21 protein-coding genes are annotated in these 22,936 nt (G+C 63.8%); all 21 read right to left on the bottom strand.

Translation table 11 applies throughout. From position 1 onward, the window contains the following. Nucleotides 1-14 precede the first annotated feature (14 nt). Nucleotides 15-755: a cephalosporin hydroxylase family protein gene (locus HU760_RS08040; RefSeq protein WP_186679691.1), complete on the bottom strand. Its 741-nt coding sequence runs from the start codon at nucleotides 753-755 to the stop codon at nucleotides 15-17. 20 nt (nucleotides 756-775) lie between these two features. Continuing rightward, nucleotides 776-1,843, bottom strand: a complete 1,068-nt coding sequence (locus HU760_RS08035; protein ID WP_186679687.1) for a class I SAM-dependent methyltransferase — start codon at nucleotides 1,841-1,843, stop codon at nucleotides 776-778. Beyond that, complete coding sequence (locus HU760_RS08030) at nucleotides 1,833-2,711, bottom strand: NAD-dependent epimerase/dehydratase family protein (RefSeq protein ID WP_186679684.1); 879 nt, start codon at nucleotides 2,709-2,711, stop codon at nucleotides 1,833-1,835. The genes HU760_RS08035 and HU760_RS08030 overlap by 11 nt, the downstream gene beginning before the upstream one ends. Further along, nucleotides 2,708-3,934 carry a class I SAM-dependent methyltransferase gene (locus HU760_RS08025; RefSeq protein WP_186679681.1) on the bottom strand — a complete coding sequence of 409 codons (1,227 nt, stop codon included), beginning with the start codon at nucleotides 3,932-3,934 and terminating at the stop codon, nucleotides 2,708-2,710. Before HU760_RS08025 ends, HU760_RS08030 begins: the two co-directional genes overlap by 4 nt. Further along, a complete protein-coding gene (locus HU760_RS08020; protein ID WP_186679678.1) occupies nucleotides 3,931-4,491 on the bottom strand; it encodes a dTDP-4-dehydrorhamnose 3,5-epimerase family protein in 561 nt (186 codons plus the stop codon). Before HU760_RS08020 ends, HU760_RS08025 begins: the two co-directional genes overlap by 4 nt. After that, nucleotides 4,488-5,570: a CDP-glucose 4,6-dehydratase gene (gene rfbG / locus HU760_RS08015; protein WP_186679676.1), complete on the bottom strand. Its 1,083-nt coding sequence runs from the start codon at nucleotides 5,568-5,570 to the stop codon at nucleotides 4,488-4,490. The genes HU760_RS08020 and rfbG overlap by 4 nt, the downstream gene beginning before the upstream one ends. Next, nucleotides 5,552-6,325, bottom strand: a complete 774-nt coding sequence (rfbF, locus tag HU760_RS08010; protein ID WP_186679666.1) for a glucose-1-phosphate cytidylyltransferase — start codon at nucleotides 6,323-6,325, stop codon at nucleotides 5,552-5,554. Before rfbF ends, rfbG begins: the two co-directional genes overlap by 19 nt. Nucleotides 6,326-6,501: 176 nt before the next feature. Next, nucleotides 6,502-10,074 carry a glycosyltransferase gene (locus HU760_RS08005; RefSeq protein WP_186679665.1) on the bottom strand — a complete coding sequence of 1,191 codons (3,573 nt, stop codon included), beginning with the start codon at nucleotides 10,072-10,074 and terminating at the stop codon, nucleotides 6,502-6,504. Nucleotides 10,075-10,148: 74 nt separating this feature from the next. Continuing rightward, nucleotides 10,149-11,720 carry a flagellar hook-associated protein 3 gene (locus HU760_RS08000; RefSeq protein WP_186679663.1) on the bottom strand — a complete coding sequence of 524 codons (1,572 nt, stop codon included), beginning with the start codon at nucleotides 11,718-11,720 and terminating at the stop codon, nucleotides 10,149-10,151. A gap of 13 nt (nucleotides 11,721-11,733) precedes the next feature. Next, entirely contained in the window at nucleotides 11,734-13,764 is a 2,031-nt protein-coding gene (gene flgK / locus HU760_RS07995) for a flagellar hook-associated protein FlgK (protein ID WP_186679661.1), read from the bottom strand. A 12-nt stretch (nucleotides 13,765-13,776) separates the two neighbouring features. Beyond that, nucleotides 13,777-14,931 (bottom strand): flagellar assembly peptidoglycan hydrolase FlgJ, encoded by a 1,155-nt coding sequence (gene flgJ / locus HU760_RS07990; RefSeq protein WP_186679657.1) that lies wholly within the window; start codon nucleotides 14,929-14,931, stop codon nucleotides 13,777-13,779. A gap of 11 nt (nucleotides 14,932-14,942) precedes the next feature. Continuing rightward, nucleotides 14,943-16,052 (bottom strand): flagellar basal body P-ring protein FlgI, encoded by a 1,110-nt coding sequence (locus HU760_RS07985; RefSeq protein ID WP_186679656.1) that lies wholly within the window; start codon nucleotides 16,050-16,052, stop codon nucleotides 14,943-14,945. Between the two features lie 12 nt (nucleotides 16,053-16,064). Further along, the gene (flgH, locus tag HU760_RS07980) at nucleotides 16,065-16,760 is read right to left on the bottom strand and encodes a flagellar basal body L-ring protein FlgH (RefSeq protein ID WP_170031157.1); all 696 of its coding nucleotides are present in this window, start codon (nucleotides 16,758-16,760) and stop codon (nucleotides 16,065-16,067) included. Nucleotides 16,761-16,805: 45 nt separating this feature from the next. Then, nucleotides 16,806-17,591: a flagellar basal-body rod protein FlgG gene (flgG, locus tag HU760_RS07975; RefSeq protein WP_170031158.1), complete on the bottom strand. Its 786-nt coding sequence runs from the start codon at nucleotides 17,589-17,591 to the stop codon at nucleotides 16,806-16,808. A gap of 47 nt (nucleotides 17,592-17,638) precedes the next feature. Continuing rightward, nucleotides 17,639-18,379, bottom strand: coding sequence for a flagellar basal body rod protein FlgF (locus tag HU760_RS07970; RefSeq protein WP_170031160.1), 741 nt, complete (start codon nucleotides 18,377-18,379; stop codon nucleotides 17,639-17,641). A 204-nt stretch (nucleotides 18,380-18,583) separates the two neighbouring features. After that, nucleotides 18,584-18,769 carry a hypothetical protein gene (locus HU760_RS07965; RefSeq protein WP_186679654.1) on the bottom strand — a complete coding sequence of 62 codons (186 nt, stop codon included), beginning with the start codon at nucleotides 18,767-18,769 and terminating at the stop codon, nucleotides 18,584-18,586. Nucleotides 18,770-18,841: 72 nt separating this feature from the next. Continuing rightward, nucleotides 18,842-20,197 carry a flagellar hook protein FlgE gene (gene flgE, locus HU760_RS07960; protein WP_186679652.1) on the bottom strand — a complete coding sequence of 452 codons (1,356 nt, stop codon included), beginning with the start codon at nucleotides 20,195-20,197 and terminating at the stop codon, nucleotides 18,842-18,844. 31 nt (nucleotides 20,198-20,228) lie between these two features. Beyond that, nucleotides 20,229-20,933 (bottom strand): flagellar hook assembly protein FlgD, encoded by a 705-nt coding sequence (flgD, locus tag HU760_RS07955; RefSeq protein ID WP_186679649.1) that lies wholly within the window; start codon nucleotides 20,931-20,933, stop codon nucleotides 20,229-20,231. A gap of 15 nt (nucleotides 20,934-20,948) precedes the next feature. Continuing rightward, on the bottom strand, nucleotides 20,949-21,392 hold the full coding sequence (gene flgC, locus HU760_RS07950) for a flagellar basal body rod protein FlgC (protein WP_085623112.1): 444 nt from the start codon (nucleotides 21,390-21,392) through the stop codon (nucleotides 20,949-20,951). 2 nt (nucleotides 21,393-21,394) lie between these two features. Beyond that, on the bottom strand, nucleotides 21,395-21,802 hold the full coding sequence (flgB, locus tag HU760_RS07945) for a flagellar basal body rod protein FlgB (protein ID WP_186679645.1): 408 nt from the start codon (nucleotides 21,800-21,802) through the stop codon (nucleotides 21,395-21,397). A gap of 301 nt (nucleotides 21,803-22,103) precedes the next feature. Then, entirely contained in the window at nucleotides 22,104-22,931 is an 828-nt protein-coding gene (cheR, locus tag HU760_RS07940; RefSeq protein WP_186679642.1) for a protein-glutamate O-methyltransferase CheR, read from the bottom strand. Nucleotides 22,932-22,936 lie beyond the last annotated feature (5 nt).

Genomic DNA, 22,936 nt, shown 5'->3' with positions numbered 1-22,936 from the left:
ACCTTGGGTAACAATCAGCGCACGCGGCGCAGGTAGCCGTCCGGCGCCACGGTCAGCAGCAGCTTGTCCTGCACCTGGCGGTCGATGGCGAAGTCGCTGTTCTCTTTCAGGTACTGCCATACCGCGGTCTTCGGATTGTCGCCATGGCCCCATGGGCGGTCCGGGAAGAAGTCGGCCGGCATGTCCTCGACCACGGTGTCCATCACCACGCAGTAGCTGTCCACCGACACCAGCGGCGCATAGGCGCGCAGCTCCTCGAGCACGTGCTCGTGGGTGTGGTTGGAATCGAGCACGACGATGACCTTCTTGCCTTCGGCCAGCTGGCGCACCTTGGCGACCATCTCCGGGGCGATGCTCGAACCTTCGAACATGGTGATGCGGTGCGCCATCGGATGCTCTTCGATAGCCTTGCGGTTGTGCGGGCGGATGTCGACGTCGATGCCCAGCACCTCGCCATGACCCAGCAGTTGCAGCAGCGAAGCGTAGTAGATGATCGAACCGCCATGGGCGATGCCGCACTCGATGATCAGGTCCGGCTGGATGCGCCACACCAGTTCCTGCATGGCAATCATGTCCTGGGGCAGCTGGATGATCGGCCGGCCCATCCACGAGAAATGGTAGCTGTACTTGTGCCTGGCCGATTCGTTGAACAGGTCCCGCGCCAGGCCCTGGAGCTTCTGGTCCTGGCCCTGGGCGGCGATCTGCTCGTTGCACTCGGCGATGAAGGCCTGGTGGACGTTGTTGTTGTCAGTCATGGAAGCGGTCTCTGCAAAGGTCATTGGAACGCGGCATCATCGACCGCGTGGTAGACGAAACGGTTGCCGGTGTCGCGGCGGATCTCGTCCAGGTAGTTGGAATTCATCACGAAAATCTGCGCACCGTCCGGCAGGCTCGCCAGAGCCTCTTCCGGCGACGATACGCGCAAGCCACTGAGCGGCAGGTGGCGGCCCTGCTTGGCCGGGTTGATGTCGATCACGTGGTCGACCTGCACGCCGGCACGCTGCAGGTACAGCGAATAGATCACGCCCTTGGACGATGCCCCCCAGATCGCCGCACCACGCCCGGCATGCTCGCGCAGCAACGCCTGGCCGCGTTCGAGGCTGGCGCTGAAGCCGGTCGGCAACTGCAGGCGCTGGCCATCGAAAGCCGGCATCCGCAGGCTGGCCAGGTCGGCGACGATGTACAGGTACTGGCCGTTGAACAGGTGGCCGGCGTCCAGCACCGTGCCAAAACACCGGCGCAGGTCATCCAGGCGGAAGTAGTTGACGTGCTCGTAGAACAGGTCGAACCAGGCGCGGTGCTCGAGAATCCAGTCCAGGCACGGCACTTCGATGTAGATCAGCCCCCCCTGGTTAGCATCGGCGATGGCCTCGAGAAACGCCAGCGGGTCGGCGATATGTTCCAGTACATGACGCAGCACCACGGCATCGGCCGACAACCCCAGCGCACGGGTGAACGGCGCCTTGATCACCTCCGGGTTGTCGCCTTCGTAGGCCGGGTCGATGCCGGTCACCCGATGCCCGCGCTGGCGCAGCAACTCAAGGAAATACCCCTTGCCGCAGCCCACCTCGATCAGGCGCTTGCCGGCAAAGTAGCGGGCGATCAGCTGTTCGACTTCATCCAGGTGACGCTGGAACGCCGGTGACAAGGCCTGCTCGTTCTGGTAGTCGCTGTCGTAGCTCAACAAGGACGCGTCGAAGGCCTGGTTGTAGACCAGGCCGGTGCGCTCATCCTGGACCAGGCACATGTCGCCACTGGCCGACGCGCGTGCGCTGGCGGCATCGGCGAAAGTGCGGTTCTGCAGCACGGGCAGGCCGGCTGCACGGTACAACTCATAGGCCATGGGGCGCTCCTTGGGCAGCCAGCAGCTGCTCGAGTCGGTCGGTCACGGCCCAGAACGCCATGGGTTCGTGGCTCGGATAGGGGTAATGCCCCAGGTTCAGCAACAGCTCGGCCCCACGCTCGCGCAGGCGCTGTTCGACCAGGCTGCGCACCGCTACCGGTCGGCCGCTGGCGCAGTTGACCACCCCGGAGAACCCCGCGCAGTGCAACAGGCCGGCCAACTGGCGTGCCGCCTCGGTGACGGGCTGGAAGTCGCGCAGTTGCTCGCCCGCGGACATGTCGAACACCGCCGCCTTGCTGTCGATGGCGCGATCGAGTGCAGCCAGCAGGCTGTTGGGGTTCTGGCCTTCACCATGCAGGTAGAACAACCGTGCCCATTGCAAGGTGAACGGCCGATGCTTCTGCAGCGCCTGGAGGAACTGATGCAGGCTGTGCTTGGCCAGGCCATAGGGGTTGGCCGGGCGCGCCGGGCAGTGTTCGTCCAGCGGGCCGCTCTGCATGCCGTATTCGAAGCAGGTGCCGGTGACCAGCACCTGCGCCACGCCAGCCTCGACCGCATGCTTGACGAAGCGATAGTCGGCCATCAGGTTCTGCTCCAGGTGGAACAGCGCCTGGTAATTCGGCAACCCCGGCCAGGCCAGGTGGGCCAGTGCATCGATACCGTCGACCCAGTTGGCGACCTGCCCGGCATCCGCCAGCTGCAGGTCACCGGCGACGAACTGCACCTGGTCGAACCACGGCATGCTGCGCGCCCGCTCCAGGTCACGCGCCAGGGCGCGCACCCGACAACCGCGGGCCAGCAGTTGCGCCACCAGATGGCGGCCAACGAAACCGGTGGCCCCCGTCACCAGCACATGCAGCGCACTCATAGCACGGTCAACTCGGGCACGGCGATGACGAAGCGGCCGCCCCACGCACGGATGCCGGCCTGCTGTTCGCTGACTTCACGCAGCAGGTTCCACGGCAGCACCAGCACATAGTCCGGCTGCTCTTCGGCAAGGCGTTCGGGTGCCACTACCGGGATGCGGCTGCCGGGCAGGAACTTGCCCTGCTTGTGCGGGTTGGCGTCAGCCACCCAGGCCACCAGGTCGGCCTTGACCCCGGCATAGTTGAGCAAGGTATTGCCCTTGGCGGCGGCGCCGTAGCCGACCACCCGCTTGCCGGCAGCCTTGGCATCCAACAGGAAGCGCAGCAGTTGCAGCTTGATGCGCTCGGCGGCCGGCGCCAGGGTGGCGTAGAAGCCGGGGCTACGCACGCCCACCTCCTCTTCCAGCGCCAGCAGGCTGGCGACAGTCGGTTCCACGGCGCGGCGCTGGCCATCGGCTCGCTGCACGAACACCCGCAGCGAGCCACCATGGGTCGACAGCTCCTGCACGTCGAACAGTTCCAGGCCGTTGCGCTGGCAGAGGATCTGCACTGCGGTCAGCGACAGGTAGGAATAGTGCTCGTGGTACAGCGTGTCGAACTGGTGCTGGGCGATCAGCGACAGCAGGTGCGGGAATTCGAAGGTGGCCACGCCGTTCGGCTTGAGCAAGCTGGCGAAGCCGCCGAGGAAGTCATTGATGTCCGGCACATGGGCAAGCACGTTGTTGGCTGCCATCAGGTCGGCGCCCCAGCCCTCGGCCAGCAGTTGCGCGGCCACGGCGCGGCCAAAGAACACCTCGCGGATTTCCAGGCCCTTGGCCCGCGCCGCCTCGGCGGTGCTGCGGGTCGGCTCGACGCCCAGGCAGGGAATGCCGCGCCGGGCTACGTATTGCAGCAGGTAACCGTCGTTGGCGGCAATTTCCACCACGCGGCTGTCGGCATTCAGCCCGAAGCGCTCGGTCATGCTCGCCACATAGGCTTCGGCATGGGCCAGCCAGGAGCTGGAATAGGAGCTGAAGTAGGCATAGTCGGCGTCGAACAGTTGCTCGGCACGGGTGTAGTCCTCGGTCTGCACCAGCCAGCATTGCTCGCATACCGCGACTTTCAACGGCACCCACTGCTCCGCCTCGGCCAGTTGCTCGGGGCGCAGGTAGGCATTGGAGGGCGGCGAGGTGCCCAGATCGATCAACGGCAGGTACAGGGCACTGCCACAACCACGGCAATTCATACGGTCACTCCGGTAAAGCGGTCGTCCAGCCAGGGATGCTGTTCATCCCGGGCCGAGAGGTTGATCACGGGCAGCGGCCAGGCAATGGCCAGGCGCGGGTCGAGCACCGACAGCCCGCCTTCGTGTTCCGGGGCATAGTCCGCGCTGTGCAGGTACAACAGCTCGGCATCGTCGCTCAGGGCCTGGAAGCCGTGGGCACAGCCGGCCGGCACCAGCAGGCTGCTGCCCTGGCCGGCCTTGAGGCGTTCGGCATGCCAGTGCAGGAAGGTCGGCGAACCGGCACGCAGATCGACTACCACATCCCATACCTCGCCCTGCAGGCAGGTGATGTACTTGCTCTCCGGCTGCGGCCCGGCCTGGTAATGCAGGCCGCGCACGCTGCCGCGCTGGCGAGTCAGCGAGCGGTTGATCTGGCGGATGTGGAACGGCGCGCCGAAACGCTCCAGGCTGTCTTCGCAGTACAACCGCGAAAAGGCGCCACGGGCGTCTTCGACACGGCGATGTTCGATGCGCGCCAGGCCCGGCAATGGCAAGGGGTGCAGGCGGTACTGGCTCACAGCGACTCCTGGTACAGGCTCAGCTGGGTGAGGCTCACCGCACGCATGTCCATGCCCTTGTGCCAGGCGAGGTGCCAGCCCAGGGTGCGTTCGAGGCATTCCTCGAGTGCCCAGCGCGGGCGCCAGGCCAGCAGCTGGCGGGCACGTGAGCTGTCCAGGCGCAGCAAACCGGCTTCGTGCATGTCGCTCTGCCCGAAGCTGACGCCGGGCGCCTGCGGCCAGCGGTCGGCCAGCAACTGCACCACCTCGCCGACGCTGCACATGTCATCGTCACCGGGGCCGAAGTTCCACGCACCGGCAAAGCGCTGGCCCTGCTGATAAAGGCTCGCCGCCAGCTGCAGGTAGCCGGCCAGCGGCTCCAGCACGTGCTGCCAGGGGCGCACAGCCGCAGGGAAGCGCAGGGTCACCGGCTCACCGGCGGTCCACGCCTTGAGCACGTCGGGGATCAGCCGCTCGGGCGAGAAGTCGCCGCCGCCCAGCACGTTGCCGGCCCGAGCGGTGGCAAGGCTCAGGCCATGCTCGGCATGGCGCTCGGCCGGGAAGAACGATGCGGCGTAAGATTGCGCGAGGATCTCGCAGCAGGCCTTGCTGCTGCTATAGGGGTCGTGCCCGCCCAACGCTTCGTTCTCGCGATAGGGCCAGGGCCATTCCTGGTTGGCGTACACCTTGTCGGTGGTGACCACCACGCAGGCGCGCACGCCCCCGGTCTGGCGCACGGCTTCGAGCAGGTTGAGGGTACCCATGACATTGGTCGAATAGGTGCCCAGCGGATCGCGGTAGCTTTCGCGGACCAGCGGTTGCGCTGCCAGGTGCAGGACGATCTCCGGCTGCACTTCGGCGACCAGCTCCAGCAATACCCCAAGGTCGCGAATGTCGCCACGGCGGTCATCGATGCCCTCGCCGACCCGTGCCAGCTCGAACAGGTTCGGCTCGGTCGCAGGGTCAAGGGCAAAGCCGGTGACCCGGGCGCCCAGGCTGTGCAGCCAGAGTGCCAGCCAGCTGCCCTTGAAACCGGTGTGGCCGGTGAGCAGAACGCGTTTGCCAGCCCAGAACGCAGGGCTCAGTCCCATTGCTTCCATGGCGCCTCCCCGCTGTTCCACAACTGTTCCAGGTGGTTCTTGTCACGCAGGGTGTCCATCGGGTGCCAGAAGCCCTCATGGGCGAAGGCATGCAATTGCCCTTCACGGGCCAGGCGCGACAGCGGCTCGGCTTCCCACGAGGTGGCATCGCCGTCGATGTAGGGCAGCACCTCGGGCGACAGCACGAAGAAGCCACCGTTGATCCAGCCGCCATCACCGCGCGGCTTCTCGGTGAAGCCCAGGACCTGGTCGCCATCGCGCTGCAGGGCACCATAGCGGCCAGGCGGCTGCACCGCCGTGACCGTGGCGAACTTGCCGTGGCTGTGGTGGAAATCGACCAGCGCGCCGATATCGATGTCGGACACGCCATCACCGTAGGTGAAGCAGAACGCCTTCTCCCCTTCCAGGTAGCGCGCGGCGCGGCGCAGTCGGCCACCGGTCATGGTTTCTTCGCCGGTGTCTACCAGGGTCACCCGCCAAGGCTCGCTGTAGTTCTGATGCACGTCCATGCGGTTGGCGCGCATGTCGAAGGTGACGTCGGAGGTGTGCAGGAAGTAGTTGGCGAAGAAGTCCTTGATCGCATAGCCCTTGTAGCCCAGGCAAATCACGAAGTCATGGATACCGTGCGCCGAATACTGCTTCATGATGTGCCAAAGAATTGGCTTGCCACCGATCTCGATCATCGGTTTGGGCTTGAGGTGCGACTCTTCGCTGATGCGCGTGCCGAGACCACCCGCCAGAATGACTGCCTTCATCGATTTCCTCTTGTACTTCGCGCCCCCGCAACGCCAGGGCGAAGGATTTATGGCGATATCGACGGGGTACTGCAGGAAATGCGCCAATCTGCAAAAAAGCTGGGGCCGCCTTGCGGTTCATCGCCGGCAAGCCGGCGATGGGTTGCAAGGCAGCCCCAGTTGCTATCGGGCGAAACTCAGTCGGCCAGCCAGCCCCACTCCCAGTGACGCAGGTTGTCGTCACGCAACACGAAGTCGCGCATCACCGCCTCGCGCAATTCGTCCCCCATGCGGTAGCTGGCCGCCGGGTCGGCCAAATGCGAGCGGATCGCCTGCAACCACTCCTCGGTGCTGTTGCTGTACACCCGCGTGCACGGCAGGTAGCCGCGGTAGGCCTCGGTGTCGGTGCAGATGGTCGGGTAACCGCAGGCACCGTACTCCAGCAGCCGCAGGTTGCTCTTGCAGTCGTTGAAGATGTGGAATTCCAGCGGCGCCAGGGCCAGGTCGAGGTTCAGGCTCGCCAGCTTGGCCGGGTAGCGCGCCAGCGGCACGCCCGGGTGGTACTCGTGGATGTAGGGCTTGAGCGCCTCGGGGCACATGCCGAAGAACACCCACTCCACCTCGTTGGCCAGTTCGCGCACCACCTCGGCGATGATCTCCAGGTCGCCACTGTGGCTGGTACCGCCGCCCCAACCCACCCGCGGCTTGCTGGACGTGCCACGGCGGCTGACCGGCAGGTTGGTCCACAGGTGCGGTGCCAGCATGTTCGGCACCACGCGGATATCGTCATGCATGTCCGCCAGCGCATTGGCCAACGCCTGGGTAGTCACCACCACCCGGTCGCACAGGCTGATGCCACGGCGCAGGTGCTGCTCGATGTCGGCTGGCTTGTTGCGCGCATGGGTGTTCTTCTTCGGCGCGCTGAGCACGTAGTCGTCGATCTCGAAAATGCGCCGGGCATTGGAGAAGCGGGCGATGCGTTCGATGTCGCGCACCGAGTCATCGTTATGGCGCAACTGCAGGATGATCACGTCCGGGTCCATGCGCGCCAGCTGGACCACGGTCGGCGACTCGTAGACCACACGCCCGACCACGCGCCCGGCGGCTTCGAGCTGTTTGAACGGTTGTTCGACCCGGTAATGGCCCACCGCACTGTCGTTGATCGGCAACCCCAGCACCGACGGCAAGGCCCGGGCGCACAGCGGGCTCCAGCTGCCACGCAGGCTCGGCTCGAGGCTGAAGTCGCCGCTGGCCAGCCCCAGGTTGGGGTTATAGGCCGGGTCGCGGACCACCTTGCTCAGCCAGCGCTCGCAGAACACCTGCTGCTGTTCCAGCAACGCGTCCTGACCAAGCCCATCACTGCTGGCCGTCGCTTCGCGCTTGAGCAGCACGGCATAAGGCGTACCGACCACCAGATAACCGCGCGCCCCCGCACGCAGGCACAGGTCGAGTTCGGCCATGCCCTGGCTCAGCGGTTGGGCACCCAGCCCACCCAGCTCCGCGAACACTGCCTTGCGCACCATCAGGCAATCGCCGCCGACAGCGCTCCAGTCCTGTACCACCTGCAAGCGTTGCAGGTAACCGCGCGACTGCGCATCTTCCCCGGCGAACGCCGGACCGGCCACGCTGGCAACTCCCAGCACCCGGCCCGCCTCGACCACCCGCCCCTGGGCATCGACCAGCTTGGCACCCACCACCGCCACTTCCGGGCGCTGGGCATGCTGGAGCATTTCGCCCAGCCAGTGGCCGTCGAACACCTGCACGCTGGCATCGAGCAACAACAGGTAGTCACCGCACGCCTGGGCCGCAGCGGCATCGAGCAGCTGACTGCGCGAACCGCCGAGCGCCCGGACCACGCGCAGCATGCCTGCACCGAGCTCGCTCATGGCCTGCAGCCAGTTGTCGACGTCGGCCGCCACGCTTGGCCCGGCCACCAGCAGTACCTCGTAACGGCCATAGGCGGTGCGCTCGATCAGCCCTTCGACACAGGCCTGCAGGCTCGCCAGGTCATCACCGACAGGAACGAGGATCGATACCTGCGGGGTGTCGGCATGCAGGTAGTCGACCCGATTGAGCAGCGACAGGTCGTCATGCCGGATCCGATGCGCCACGCCCAGCCGTTGCAGATGCGCGGCCAGCACCGGTTCGCTCTGGGCGATCACTTCCGGCAGCGACAGCCAGTTGGCGAAGCTGAACTCCGACTGCACCTGGATTTCGGCAATGTGCTCGACCACCTGCAGGCCTCGGGTCTCGACCAGGCGCCAGAGCAGGTCATGCGGTGCCAGCTCGGCAAACCCGGCATCGAAACCGCCGAGGTCGAGAATCGCCTCGCGGGCGAAGGCCAGGGTGCGACCGACATAGGGGTAGCTACGCAACAGGTCGAGGTTGAAGTCCGGCTTGAACACCGGTTCGCCCGGCTGGTCATCGAGCCAGGCCCCTTCATCGCTGTAGGCGCATGCCAGGTTGGGGAACACTGCGGCACGTTCGGCCAGCAGCAGAATGGCCGACTCGGCGAGCCGGTCACCGGCACGCAGCAGGTAGATCCAGTCGGCATCGTGCAACGAGGCCAGCAGCTGGTTCAGCTGCTCGGGCCAGTCGCTTTGCAGCGGCTGCTGCACCAGCGGAATCGGGCTGGCTGGCCTGGTATCGGCCAGCACCACGCAGGCATGCGCCGGGTACAACTGCCCGGCCAGGCTGTCGAGGGTGCGCCCCAGGGCCTGGGCGTCACCCTGGGTATCCAGCACCACCGGTACGATGCGCGGCTGACGTGGCCAGGCCGCTATCGCCTGGGGCAGCAGGCCGCGCTGCACGTCGCTGAAGCGGCGCGCGGCCAACCACTGTTGATAAAGCTCGGCATAGCTTTCGCACTCGCTGCCCACCCGACCACCCAGGCGGGTCTGCCAGTTGCTGATGATGCGTGCCACACACAACTCCTGCCATTGCCGTGGCTGCTGCTGCGCCTCGGTCAGTGGCACGTAGCGCACCCAGCCACTGGCGGGCGCGGCTTCGCCACTGCGCGCGGCAAGCATCTGCATCATCCAGCGCCACTCCTGCGGTGCGGCCTGGACCAGCGCCTCCTGCTTGCTCAGGCGCTGCGGGTGCAGGCGCTCGATCAGGCCCGGCTCGCTGAGCATGACCATGTTGCCGCGCCGCATCAGGCAGGCGAACAGCGCCAGGTCCAGCAGCGCGACGAAGCTCAGGCCATCGCTGGTGAGCGCCTGCAACCACTCCAGTGCCTGCTCGCGACGCATCAGCGCCGCCGAGAAATTGCCCAGGAAGTTCACTGGCCGCCCATCGAGCATGGCCAGCATGTCTTCGCCTTTGAACAGGCTGTCGACATTGGCGAAGCGCGCATTGGCGATACGCATCGGCAGGATGAAGTTGTTCTCGTCACAGAGCACCCGCTGCGACAACACCAGGCCGACTTCGTCATGCTCCAGCAAGGCCTTGACCTGGTGCGTCACGCACTGCGGGAACAGCCGATCATCGTCGCACAGCACCTTGACCAGCGCGCCCCGGGCCAAGCCCACTGCCTGCACCAGGTTGGCGACAAAACCCAGGCGCCGGCTGTTGCGCACGTAGCGCACGCAAACGCGCGATTCGCCCTCGACAGCGTTGACGATGGCTTCGATCTCCTCGCCTTCGCTGTCGTCGCAAACCAGTACCTCCAGTGCCTCATAGGTCTGGCCAAGGGCACTGTGCAAGGCCATGGCAAAGAACCGTGGGCTGTAGGCGGGGATGACGATACTGACGAGAGGCTTTTCGTTCACGTTGGCGACCTTGCAAAAAAAAGTGCGCCGCACCTGACGGTGGCGGCGCACGATTGGCTACGCATGCAGCGCTATCAGATGTAGTTGACCAGCGACAGACCGGCAACCTTGGCATAGGCCTGCAACGAGGCCTGCAGCATGTTGGTCTGCATGGTCAGGCGGATCATCACTTCGGCCGGATCGCTTTCGCGGATCGAGCTCTGGGTCTTGGTGTTTTCCGCGCCCAGCGCCGAGTTGGTCTCGGCCTGGACGTCCAGTGCCTGGCCACGGCCACCGATCGAGGCGATCGACGAAGTCACCTGGTTGGTGGCGCTGCCGATGTTGCCGATGGCCGAGTCCAGCGCGGCCTTGAAAGTCTGCGCGGCGGCCGGGTCACCGTCGATCGGGGTGCTCAGCGCAGCGCGCAGCTGGCTGATGGTATCGAGCACATTCTGGGTCTGGTGGGTGTCGACCTTGATGGCAAACGAATCACCGGCACTTGGCGCCCCGGACAGGTCGAATTGCACGCCGAGTACCGTGGCGGTGGTACCGCTCAGGGTACCCGTGGAGATCGGCCGGCTGCCGTCGCTGACCGGCGCGGTGTACAGCTCGAAGTCGGTGGCGCTGGTGAACTTGAGCACCGCGCCTTCGGGGAAGGCGGCCTTGTACGCCGCCTGGTCGACCACCGAGCTACCGGTGATCTGCACCGACGAGGCATTACCCGGGCTGCGGCTGCTGCCGATCTGGTCCGCCTTGGAGGTCAGGCTGAAGGTGTGGCCGGCGATGGCAGCATCCGGGTCGGCTTCATCACCGGCCTTGAAACTGATGTCCAGGCGCAGGTCGACGCCACGGAAGCTGATCTCAGTGTTGTCGCCTTTCGGGTCGAACTTGCCGCCCTGGGTGGCTTCGAGGGTAACGTCGTTGCCGCTGGCATCGGTGATCTTGAACTGGGTGCTGCTGACGAACTCGATGCTGTACGGTTCGCCACTGCGGAAACGGTCGTTGTAGGTAGAGCTGCCGGAAACCTGGCCGTTGGACAGGCTGACCCGGCCATCATCGATGGCCGGTGCCGTCAGCCGGGTCTCGCTGCGGCTGGTGTTCAGCGCCTGCTCGAAGGCATCGTAGCCGGTTTCGTTGGCCGCCAGGCTGAGCATGTCGCCCACCTGCAGCTTCAACTGCGACTGGTCGCCCTGGTAGGAGTAGGTGCCATCGGCATTGCGCACGTACGGCTGGGTGTCGCCCTTGGAACCGGAGAAGATGTACTTGCCGTTCTCGTCCTTGCTGTTCATCAGGGTGAACAGCTGCTGCTCCAGCGAGTCCAGTTCGGCAGCATTGGCCTTGCGGTCGCTGTCGGTGAAGCCGGCGTTGCCGGAACTCACCGCCAGTTCGTTGACCCGCTGCAGGATGGTGCCGATGGCGTTCAGGGTGCTTTCGGCAGTACCCAGGGCATTGCGCACATTGACGATGTTGTCGCCGTACTGTTCGAGCATGTTCTGCTGCTGCTCGAGCTGCAGCAGGCGGGCGGCGCCAACCGGGTCGTCCTTGGCCGAGCGCACGCGAATGCCATCGGTGGCTTCCTGCTGGGTCTTCACCGAGTTGGAGAAGTTGCGCTGGTAGTTGGCCTGGTTGGTGTTGTAGAACTGCGAAGTGGAGATGCGTACGCTCACGATCTACGGCTCCTTAAAGACTGTTGATCAGGGTGGCGAAGGTTTCCTGGGCCGCCTTGATGATCTGCGACGACGCGGTGTAGTACTGCTGGAACTTGATCAGGTTGCCGGTCTCTTCGTCGACCGACACCCCCGACAGGCCGTTGCGGCTGTCCAGTGCAGAGGTATGCAGGGCCGAGGTGGCATCACTGTCCATCTGTGCCTGGCCGGCCTTGCCGCCGACGTTGGAAACCAGCTTGGCATAGGCATCAGTGAAGCTGATGCCCTTGCCGTTGCTGCCCACCTCGACCGTGGGTTTGGTCTGCAGGTCGATCACCGATTGGGCATTGCGGTTGTCCGCAGAGCCGGCGCCAGTCAGCGCCACGGTATAGCTGTCACCGTTCTTCGGTGCGCCCGAAACGCTCATCTCGAAGGTGAAATCGCTACCCAGCGGGTTGCCGCTGCCATCGACCATCGGCACCGACAACTGCAGCTTGTTTTCCTGGCCGGGGATGATCGTGCCGCCGCCGATGTTGTTGCCCTTGGCATCGTAAAGGGTATAGGCCTGTGGCGACGTGCTGTCGTCCCCGAACACCAGCTTGACCGGGGTCGAATACTTCAGCCCGGTCTGCAGCTGCGAGCGCTGGGTGGCGTCATAGATGTCCATTTCCGAGGTCAGCGTCGGCTGGGTGATCACCCCGGTGCCTTTGTTGCCCGCGCCACTGGTGGCGGTCAGCGGTGCAGCCAGGGCCAGGCGCTTGGGGTCGGTGAGCACGGTTTCGATGCCGGCCGCCGCGTTGCGGGTCGGGGTGATCTTGAAGCTGTCGCCGGCACTCAGGCCACCACCGTTGAGCGACAGGGTGAAGCCGTCGATCACCGGGGGCGGTGTGTCACCGAGGTCGAAGCTGCCCATGTCGGTGCCTTCAGGCAACTTGCGCACGCTGTAGCCAGTGGCGCTGGTGAAGGTCACCTGGTAATCGCTGGTGGTCAGTTTGCCGGTGTCCTTGATGGTCACGTCAAGGTTGCCGGAGCCGGCGCTGTTGCCTGACTTGGCAATACTGCGCTGGCTGATGGCCGCGGCGCTGTTGATATCACCGAACAGGGTGGCGCCGAAGCTACCGTTCTTGTCGATACCCTGGGCCAGCTGGCTGTTGATCGCGTCCGCCACCACCAGGGCCACGCGGCCCAGTTCGTTGAGCGCGGGATCGAGGGTTTCCTTGCGGTAGCGGATCAGGCCACCCAGCTCGCCACCGCTGGTGGTGCTGGTGATGTCCATCTTGGTCGAGCCGCGGTTGAGGATCAGGCTCATGCGGGTCGGGTCGGTCGCGCTCGGCTCCACGCCCAAGGTCTGGGTGGTCTTGCCCAGTACCAGGGCCTGGCCATTCTTCAGGTAGACGTCGTAGTTGCCATCACGCTCCACCACATCGGTGCCGATCAACTTGTTCAGCTCACGCACAGCGCCATCGCGCTGGTCGAGCAAGTCGTTGGGCTGGCCGGAGATCGACGTGACGCGAGAAATCTGGTCGTTGAGGTCAGCGATGGTCTTGGTCAGGTTGTTCACCTGATCGGCGATCGCCGCCATGTTGGAGTTGATGTTGCTGTTCTGCTGGTTGAGCTGCGCCGACAGCGTGTTGAAACGCTTGCTCAGGGACTGCGCGCTGGTCAGCAGCAGTTGCCGCGAGGCGTCCTCGGTCGGTTTGGCCGCGGCATCCTGCAAGGTACTGAAGAAGCTTTGCAAAGCGGCGGTGATGCCGGTGTCACTGCTCGACAGGGCGGTATCCAGCGGGGTGATCTGGTTCAGGTAGGAGGCGGCATCGCTGCTCAACGACGTGGTGCTGCGCAGCTGGTTTTCCAGAAATGCGTTGTACACCCGGCGTACATCGGCCAGCGTGGTGCCGGTGCCGATGAACACTTGGCCGACTTGTTGGCCGCCCTTGGTCTTCTGCACATTCTGCTGGCGTGAGTAGCTTTCGACATCGGCGTTGGCAATGTTGTTACCGAGGGTGTACATCCCCGATTGCGCGGCGCCAAGCCCCGACATACCAATGTTGATCAGACTCGCCATGGTTCCATGCCCTTAAAGTTTTGTTGCGGTATCGAGCATTGCGTAGTGCTCGTACGACTTCATCTGTCTTGCGATCTGCGAGATCTTGCTGGCGTAATTCGGGTCGGTGGCGTACCCGGCCTTCTGCAACTCTTGCACGAACTGTTCTGGTTTATCGGCGGCCTTCACCGCATCTTGATAGCGCGAATTGTTCTGTAACAAGCTGACCAGGTCGTGGAAGCTGTCCTGGTACGAGTCGTAGGAACGGAACGCTGCCGTTTCCTTGACGAACTGGCCATCGCGGAATTCGCTGGTGATCGCCCGCGCCGAATCGCCTTGCCAGTTACCGCTGGCCTTGATGCCGAACAGGTTGTGGCTGCTGCTGCCATCGCTGTTGCGCATGACCGACTTGCCCCAGCCGGTTTCCAGCGCTGCCTGCGCCACCAGGTAGCGCGGGTCGATACCGATGCGCTTGGCCGCCTGTTCGGCCATCGGCAGCATGGTGGCAACGAATTCGTCGCTGTCGGCGAAAGCCTTTTTCGGTGCCAGCGGTGGCTGGGCCACAGCGCGCCCGAGGATGCGCAGGCCGTTGTCCGGCACGGCAAAGGTCTTGGCCACCTGTTGGCCGTCGCGGGCCGGCACGGCAGCGTTGTTGGTGCTGGCGGCCGACGGCACGATGCCGGCCAGCAGGCGGTCGGTGAGCCTGCTCGGCAGCGCCAGGCGCCGCGAATTGAGCGCGGCCACGTCGTTACGGCCGGTATTCGCCTGGGGCGCATGCACGGGCTCGGCGACCTTGTTGCCCCACAGCGTCGGGGCGCTGCCCTCGATGCGCGGGAACGGGCTGGTGTTGGCCGGCGCGCTCTTGTTCTTCGACAACTGGCGCACCAGTACGTCCTGCAGGCCGATACCCCCGCCCTCGCGGGACATGCTCACGGCCAACTGCTGGTCGTACATGTCGCGATACTGCTTCACCGTCTCGGTATTCATCGGGTTGTCGTCGGCCAGCACGTCGCTGGCCTTGCGCGAGGCCTTGAGCATTTCGCTGATGAACAGCGATTCGAACTCCTGCGCCACCTTGCGCACATTGGCGTCGCTGTCGCGGTCGCCGTGCTTGAGCGAACTCAGGCGGTTGAGGTCGGTATAGGCACCGCTGTCGGCGCTGCCGGATACCAGGCTTTTGCTGTTCATCGGCAGCGTCCTCAGATCACGATCAGGTCGGCCTGCAAGGCGCCGGCCTGTTTCAGTGCTTCGAGGATCGCCATCAGGTCGCTGGGCGCTGCACCTACCTGGTTTACCGCGCGGACGATTTCATCCAGCGTGGTGCCCGGGCCGAACTTGAACATCGGCTTGGCTTCCTGCTCGGCGTTGACCCGCGAGCGCGGCACCACTGCAGTCTGGCCATTGGAGAGCGGCCCCGGCTGGCTGACGATCGGGTCTTCGGTGATGGTCACGGTCAGGCTGCCGTGGGTCACCGCCGCCGGCGACACCTTGACGTTCTGGCCAATGACGATGGTGCCGGTACGCGAGTTGATGATGACCTTGGCCACGGCCTGGCCCGGGTCGATCTCGAGGTTTTCCAGGATCGACAGGTAGTCGACGCGCTGGCTCGGGTCCATCGGCGCGGTGACCCGCACCGAGCCGCCGTCCACGGCCTGGGCCACGCCAGGGCCGAGCAGCTCGTTGACCTTGTCGACGATGCGCTTGGCAGTGGTGAAGTCGGGGCGGTTGAGGTTCAGGGTCAGGCTGTTGCCCTGGTTGAAGCCGCTCGGCACTGCCCGTTCGACGGTAGCGCCACCCGGGATGCGACCGGCCGACGGAACGTTGACGGTGATCTTCGAACCATCACGACCCTCGGCATCGAAGCCACCGACCACCAGGTTGCCCTGGGCGATGGCGTAGACGTTGCCGTCGATACCCTTCAGCGGAGTCATCAGCAGGCTGCCGCCGCGCAGGCTCTTGGAGTTACCGATGGAGGACACGGTAATGTCCACCACCTGGCCCGGCTTGGCGAATGCCGGCAGGTCGGCATGCACCGACACCGCCGCGACGTTCTTCAATTGCACGTTGCCGGAGCCGGCCGGCACCTTGATGCCGAACTGCGACAGCATGTTGTTGAAGGTCTGCAGGGTGAACGGCGTCTGGGTGGTCTGGTCACCCGTGCCGTTGAGCCCCACTACCAGGCCATAGCCGATCAACTGGTTGGAACGCACGCCAGAAATGCTGGCGATGTCCTTCAGGCGCTCAGCTTGGGCACCGAACGCGCAGGACAGGAGCAGGGTCGCGGCAATCAGCTGCCTTACGTTGAACATGTTCATCCGTACTCAGAAGGGCCAAAGCGGACTGATGAAGAAGCGATCCAGCCAACCGGGCTGGCTGGCATCGGCGAACGAACCGGTACCCGAATAGGTGATGCGCGCATCGGCCACCCGGGTGGACGGCACGGTGTTGTCGGTGGCGATGTCATCGGCACGGATCAGGCCGGCGATACGCACCAACTCTTCACCGGTATTGAGGGTCATCCACTTTTCGCCGCGCACGGCGATGATGCCGTTGGGCAGCACCTCGGCCACGGTCACGGTGATCGAGCCGGTCAGGGTGTTGCCCTGGGTGGCCTTGCTGTCACCCTTGGTAGTGCGATCGCCGCTGTAACCCGCCTCCAGCGACAGGTCGCCGCCGCCGAACGGGTTGTTGGTGTTCGGGTTGGCACCAAACAGCGAGGTCAGGCCGATGTCGGCCTTGCTGTTCTTCTGGATCTGCGAGCCGGCATTCTTGCTCGCCGAAGTGCGTTCGTTGAGGGTGATGGTGATGATGTCACCCACGCGGAACGCCTTGCGGTCGGTGTACAGGCTCTGCTCGAAACCGGCCTGGTAGATCGAACCGTTGTTGGCTGCAGCCGGCAGCGGGGTGCGCGGCAGGACCGGCGCGTAATACGGGTCGTTCGGCTTGGGCGTCGGCGCGACGCAACCTGCCAGCACGACCGCCCCCCCCAGGGCGAACACAGACAACAAACGCTTCATGACACTTACCTCACGGTGTAACGGGAGTAGAACCTGCACTAGGGCTTACAGCTGCTGGGTTACGAACGACAGCATCTGATCAGCGGTGGAGATGACCTTGGAGTTCATCTCGTAGGCACGCTGGGTGGTGATCATGTTCACCAGTTCTTCCACGGTGCTGACGTTGGAGTTCTCCAGGGTCTGCTGCAGCGTGGTACCAAAACCGTTCAGGCCCGGGGTGCCGACTTGCGGTGCGCCACTGGCGGCAGTTTCCAGGAACAGGTTGTCGCCAATCGCCTGCAGGCCGGCCGGGTTGATGAAGTCGGCGGTCTGGATGTTGCCGATCACCTGCGCTGCCGGGTTGCCGGCGGTGGTGATCGACACGGTGCCGTCCTGGCCGACGGTGAAGGTCTGGGCGTCATTCGGCACCACGATCGCCGGTTCCAGGGCAAAACCCTGGGCCGTGACGATCTGGCCATCGGAGTTCAGGTGGAAGGTACCGTCACGGGTATACGAAACCGTGCCATCCGGCTGCAGCACCTGGAAGAAGCCACGGCCGTTGACCGCCATGTCCAGCGGGTTTTCGGTGGTCTGCAGGCTGCCGGTCTGGAAGTTCTTCTGCGTGCCGACGATGCGCACACCGGTACCGACCTGCAGGCCGGAAGGCAGTTCGCTGTCCTGGGTGGACTGCGCACCTGGCTGGCGCTTGATCTGGTACAGCAAGTCCTGGAACTCGGCGCGATCACGCTTGAAGCCGGTGGTCGAGACGTTGGCCAGGTTGTTGGAGATGACCGTCAGGTTGGTGTCCTGGGCGGACAGGCCGGTTTTAGCGACCCAAAGAGCCGGAAGCATGTAAGTTCTCCTCGTGCGCCTGTTTTACGGCACCCGTTCAAAAGTGATTAGCCGATTTGCAAAACACGCGCCATGGCTTCGTCGCCTTCCTTGGCCGCGTTCATCATCTTGACGTGCAGTTCGAATTGACGGGACAGCGCCAGCACCGAGGTCATTTCCTCCACGGCGTTGACGTTGCTGCCCTCCAGGAAGCCCGACACCACCCGCACATTGACGTCGGCGGCGGCTGGCTGACCGTCCTTGGTGTGAATCAGCCCGTCCAGCCCCTTGGTCAGGCCTTTGCTGTCCGGGTTGACCAGCTTGATACGGTCGACCTCGGCCATCACCCGTGGGTCTTCACCCATGGAGCGGATGCTGATGGTGCCGTCGGCGCCGACTTCAACCTTCTGTTCTGGCGGGATGGCAATGGGGCCACCGTTACCGATCACCGGCATGCCGTTGCCGGCACGCAGCACGCCAAGGGCGTCGATGTTCAGGCTGCCGGTGCGCACATAGGCTTCGCTGCCATCGGGCGCCTGCACGGCGATGAAACCTTTGCCGGTCACCGTCACGTCCAGGTCGCGCCCGGTTTCGACCATCGGCCCTTCGCTGAAGTCGGTGGCCGGGCGTTCGGTCATGGCAAAGGCACGCGCCGGAAAGCTGTCGCCGAACACCGGCATCGAGCGCGCCTGCTCCAGATCACGCTGAAAACCATTGGTGGAAATGTTCGCCAGGTTGTTGGCGTGGGCCTTCTGCGCCAGCGCGTTCTGGCTGGCGCCGGTCATGGCCACGTAAAGCATCTTGTCCACAGTCATCCTCCGCTGCACTGGCGATCGTTTGCCGCTCGCCGCTGCTGTGCAGGCTCTAAAGCAAGTTCCGAACCAACTTTCCGAAAACATGAAAAAGCCCGTGAATACGGGCTTTCAAGGGTGCCGCCAGTGTATTGAACGCCGGTTATCCGGCGCTTGGTTGCCGGTGACGGCAAACTTGTACCGGCCTCTTCGCGGGCTCATTCAAGGCTCGCGGCAAGCACCATTGGTGAAGGGCCCGGCAAACTTCTTCCAGCCCTCCCCCGGCGGCCACTGCGAGCACACCAGGCGCCCATCCACCTGGCTTTCCCAGCGCCACCATGGCGCGGTGCCGGCCTGGGCCTGGTACAGGCACGCTGCAGCAATCAGTGCGACAAGCAGTTTCTTCATGAGGCCCCCTGCAAAAACGACGAACCCCTTCATGACAAAGGGGTTCGCCCGCACACGCTCAGCCAGCGACCATCAGGTCATCTGGATGATGGTCTGCATGATGGTGCTTTCGGTAGAGATGGTCTTGGCGTTCGCCTGGTAATTGCTCTGCGCCTTGATCAGCTCGACCAGCTCCTGGGTCAGGTTGACGTTGGAGGCTTCCAGCGAGTTGGACTCGACGCTGCCCAGGGTACCGGTCTTCGGCGCATCGATGCCCGGAATGCCGGACGTGTAGGTTTCGGTCCAGCGGGTACCACCGATCTGCTGCAGGCCCTGCTCGTTGGCGAAGCTGGCCAGCGCAACCTGGCCGATGGCACGGGACTGCTGGTTGCTGAAGCTGGCAAACAGCACGCCGGTCGAGTCGATGCTCAGGCTCGACAGGATACCGGTCGCGTAACCATCCTGGGACTGCGACATGCGCGCGGTCTCGGTGTTGTAGGAAGTGGTGCTGTTCATCGACAGGCGCATGCCATCGGCATTGCCTGCGGCGCCATTGGCGATCCAGTTACCCGCCGAGTCTTCCACCGCAGGCACCCAACCGGTCATGGTGAAGGTGTTGTTGGTCACGGTGAACGACGAGCCTGCCGGGTGGCCGGTGTTGTCAGCCGTCATGCTCTTGACCGAACCGTCGCTGTTGAAGCTGATGGTGCCCTCCAGCGGCACGGTGGAGGATGGATCGAACGGGTTGCGCCCATCCACCAGGGTGTACATGGTCCACTCATTGGTACCCGTCTTGCGATAGAACTGCTCCATGGTGTGCTCGTTGCCCTGGCTGTCGTACACCTTGGTCGGGAAGGACTTGGTGTAGGTCTTCTGGTCAGCAGGATCGAACGGCAGGTTCGGCACCATCGCACCGGTACCATCGTCGACTTCCAGCGGGATATCGGCAGCCGAAGAGTTCAGGTTGATGCCCTGGTCGATCAGCGACGTGGCCTTCGGCTGCAGCGCCGAGGTGTCGATCTGCAGATCGCTCAGCACGCCCTTCTGGATCTTGCCAGTCGAGTCCGCGGCATAACCCTGCAGGCGCAGGCCGTCCGAGGTCACCACGAAGTTGTCCTTGCTGGCCTGGAACGCACCGGCACGGGTGTAGACGCGCGAGCCGTTATCGGACAACACGAAGAAGCCCTGGCCCTGGATGCCCATGTCCAGCACGTTGCCGGTGTTGTTGACGTCGCCCTGGGTGAACTGCTGGGAAACAGCCGCCAGGCGCACGCCGTTACCCACCTGGTTCTTGCCTACGCCCAGGCGGTTGGCGCCGGCGTAGACATCGGCGAACTCGGCGCGCGACGACTTGAAGCCGGTGGTATTGACGTTGGCGATGTTGTTGCCGGTGACGTCCAGTTGCTTGTTTGCTGCGTACAGACCGCTAAGGCCGATATTGAAAGACATGAATTCGCTCCTTTTGCCGCACTAATGGGCCTTAGATACCGATGGTTTGCACGTCGGACAGGGATACTTTGCCAACGCCAGCGAGGTTCAGCACCATTTCACCGCCGGAGCTGAAGCTGACGCTGGTCACCTTGGCAGGCAACAGCGTGTTCATCTGCACCGCCTTGCCATCCACCGTGGTGCTGGCGGTGAAGGTGTAGGTACCCGGGTCGACCTTCTCGCCGCTATTGTTGGTACCGTCCCAGATGAAATCGGCGTAACCGGCTTTCTGCTCGCCCAGTTCGATGGTCTTGACGGTATTGCCGTCCTTGTCCTTGATGGTGATCTTCGCCTCGCCAATGGCTTGCGGCACCACAAACTGTGCATTGAAGCTTTCGGTGGTATCGACGATAGCCTTGTCGTTCTGCACCACCACCGAGCGACCGACCAGCGACGACGCCTGCAGCGCCTGGGACGAGGCCATGGCACTGGTAATGGCACTGACCGATTCGTTCAGCGAGGTAATGCCTTCGAGGCTGCTGAACTGCGCCAACTGGGCAACGAACTCACCGTTGTCCTGCGGATCCAGCGGGTTCTGGTGCTGCATCTGGGTCACCAGCAACTGCAGGAAGGCATCCTTGCCGAGCGAGTCAGTGCCGGTCTTGGATACAGTGTCCACGGTCTTCTTGGTGTTGGTACCCACACCCGACGCCGCAAGCACTTCGTTGAGATTCACGCCGGTAGTATCGATTGCCATGGTCTGGTTTCCTTATCACTGACCGAGGGTCAGGACTTTCTGCATCATGCTCTTGGCCGTGTTCATCAGTTCGGCATTGGTCTGGAACGCACGACTGGCGGAAATCATGTCAGCCATTTCCTCGACCACGTTGACGTTCGGGTAGTAGACATAGCCGTCCTTGTTCGCCGCCGGGTGGTTCGGCTCGTAGCGCGCTTCCAGGTTGCTCTGGTCCTCGACGATGCCTTTTACCTGCACGCCCTGCCCGGCTTCGCCCTGGTCTTCGAACAGCGACTGGCTGCTACCGGCCTGCGCATCCTGAAAGGTAGTGGCGAACACCGGATGGCGAGCACGGTAGGTCTGGTCGATGCTCGAAGACACGGTCTCGGCGTTGGCAATGTTCGAAGCAACGGTGTTCAGGCGCGTGTTCTGCGCGCTCATGCCGCTACCGGCAATGTTGAAGACACTGGAAAGGGACATGGTCATTCTCCCCGCAGGGCCGAAACCAGCCCTTTGAATTTACTGTTGAGCAAGGTAAAGCTGGCCTGGAAGCCGACCGCGTTTTCGGTGTAGTTCGACTGCTCGATCTGCGCGTCCACGGTGTTCTGGTCGATCGAAGGCTGCAGCGGCGTGCGGTACTTCAGGGTATCGTCGGCCATGGCAAGGCCCTCGGCCTCGATGTGGCGGCTGTTGGTGCGCTCGAGGCTGAAACGGCCGCTCTGCTGCTTGTCGCTTTCGGCAGCGAGCACCGAGGCGAAGTCCATGTCGCGCGCCTTGTAGTTGGGCGTGTCGGCGTTGGCAATGTTGTTGGCCAGCACTTCGGCGCGCTGGGCGCGGAAGCCCAGGGCCTTTTCGTGAATACCAAGCGCCTTGTCGAAGCTGATGCTCATGTCGGGGAAACCTTCGGAGGTTGACCGGAATATCGTTGGGCAAGGTATAGCAAGGGCTGTGCCAACCCTCGCAAACCCTGGAATTACGGGCTTGTCGGGCGCAGGGCTGTCAGGGTGATGCCAGAAAAGCGGCAAAGGCCTTCCGCCTGATGCGGTCAAAGCGGCAATTGCCAGGCGGCAAAAGCGGCAAAACAAAAAATTGACGTCAGCTTTTCCTGCTTCGGCCTGTTCGCAGGCATGCCCGCAAAAACGCCGACACGGCAAACAAAAGGCCGGCAACTTTCGTTGCCGGCCTTTGTGCTTACTTGGCCTGGTAGATGATCCCCGGGCTGCATTGCACCATCTGGTAATGGTCCGGCAACCCGTTCAGCGCCTCGGAAGCTCCAAGGAACAGGTAGCCACCCGGTTTCAAGGTGCCATGAATGCGCATCAGGATGTCCTTCTTCACCTGTGCCGAGAAGTAGATCAGCACGTTGCGGCAGAACACCACGTCGAACTTGCCCAGGCTGGCATAACTGTCGAGCAGGTTGAACGAGCGGAATTCGACCCGGCTGCGAATCGCCGGCTTGACCGCCCAGCGCCCCGGCCCCTTGGTGTCGAAGTAGCGTTGCAGGCGCTCCTGGGACAGGCCGCGGGCAATCGCCAGACTATCGTACTCGCCGGTCTTGCAATTGGTCAGCATGCTGCCGGACAGGTCGGTGGCGACGATCTGCGCGCCCATCTTCAACTGGCCAAGGTTGCCACGCTCGAACTCGTCGATGGCCATCGAGATGGAATACGGCTCCTGCCCTGACGAACAGGCCGCCGACCACATGCGCAGGCGCTGGCCAGGGTTGTTGCGGATGAATTCCGGAATCACCTTGTTCTTCAGCACTTCGAACGGGTAGGTATCGCGAAACCAGAGGGTTTCGTTGGTGGTCATGGCATCGACCACCTGCTCGCGCAAGCCACCTCGCGGCTGAGCCTGGATGCGTTGTACCAGCTCGCCCAGGCTCTTGATGCCCTGTTGCTCCATCAGCTTGTTGAGACGGCTGGAAACCAGGTACTGCTTATTCTCCCCCAGCAGGATGCCACAGGCTTTCTCCAGGAAGACCCGGAACTGTTCGAAATCCAAATTACCCGTAGACACTTCTG

The sequence above is a fragment of the Pseudomonas oryzicola genome, assembly GCF_014269185.2.
Lineage (GTDB): Bacteria > Pseudomonadota > Gammaproteobacteria > Pseudomonadales > Pseudomonadaceae > Aquipseudomonas > Aquipseudomonas oryzicola.
Note: the sequence above shows the minus strand (reverse complement) of the source record. Positions and strands in the feature narration are given on the sequence as shown.